The sequence below is a fragment of the Streptomyces sp. SID12501 genome, assembly GCF_010550245.1.
Classification (GTDB): Bacteria; Actinomycetota; Actinomycetes; order Streptomycetales; family Streptomycetaceae; genus Streptomyces.
Map to the genome: position 1 here is coordinate 1 of NZ_JAAGLU010000726.1, position 429 is coordinate 429.

The 429-nt window shown below is 74.8% G+C and carries 1 protein-coding gene; it reads left to right on the top strand.

All coding sequences use genetic code 11. The features are described 5' to 3' along the window. On the top strand, positions 1 to 429 hold a 429-nt coding region (locus G3I71_RS48140), incomplete at both ends, for an FAD-dependent oxidoreductase (protein WP_164325287.1).

The following is a 429-nucleotide window of genomic DNA, read 5'->3' on the forward strand; positions in this document are numbered from 1 at the left end:
CCCCGGTGCGCGAGGCGCTCACCGAGCGCGACCTGCTCATCACGCGGATCGCACCGCACCTGGTCAAGCCCGTGAGCTTCCTCTACCCGCTGGAGAACCGCGTCTGGGAGCGCGCGTACGTCGGCGCAGGCGTCGCGCTCTACGACACCCTCGCGTCCGTCTCCGGCACGCGCCGCGCGATGCCGATCCACCAGCCCCTCACCCGCAAGGGCATGGAGCGGCTGTTCCCCGACCTGCGGCACGACGCGGCCGTCGGCGCGGTCCGGTACTGGGACGCCAGCGTCGACGACGCGCGCCTCGTCGAGACCCTCGTCCGCACGGCCGTCAGCTACGGCGCCCACGCGGCGTCCCGCACGCAGGTCGTCGGCCTCGAGACCACCGCCGGCGGCGCCGTCACCGGCGCACGCGTGCAGGACCTCGAGACGGGCG